This is a genomic window from Microvirga sp. P5_D2 (assembly GCF_054049475.1).
Map to the genome: position 1 here is coordinate 1 of NZ_JBFUMH010000426.1, position 527 is coordinate 527.

General features: G+C 63.4%; 1 protein-coding gene. It reads left to right on the forward strand.

Annotated features, from left to right (window positions below; genetic code table 11):
* Positions 1-21: 21 nt before the first annotated feature.
* Positions 22-527 (forward strand): transposase (locus ACXJKO_RS32095; protein WP_457095026.1); only part of this gene is annotated, 506 nt, incomplete at its 3' end.

Sequence of the window (527 nt, forward strand, 5' to 3'; positions counted from 1 at the left end):
GCACGGACTGGAGGGATCGCGATGAAGCGGTTTGTCCAAGGCCAGGAGCGCAGCCAGGGCACCTTGTTCCCGGCCTGCCTCGACGAGTACGTCAGCGAGGACAATCCGGTGCGGGTGATCGACGTCTTCGTCGACGAACTCAACCTGCGCGCTCTGGGGTTCGAGAGGGTCATCCCACAGGCGACAGGCCGCCCGGCCTATCATCCGGCGGCGCTGCTCAAGATTTACATCTACGGCTATCTCAACCGCATCCCGTCCAGCCGTCGCTTGGAGCAGGAGACCGGCCGTAACCTCGAGCTGATGTGGCTGACTGGCCAGCTCCAGCCGGATCACAAGACCATCGCCCGCTTCCGCAAGGACAATGGAGCGGCCATCCAGGCGGTGTGCCGGCAGTTCGTCGAACTGTGCCGCAAGCTCAACCTGTTCTCGCAGGCGGTGGTGGCCATCGACGGTTCCAAGTTCAAGGCGGTCAACGCGCGCGATAAGAACTTCACGCCGGCCAAACTCGCCAAGCGCATCGAGCAGGT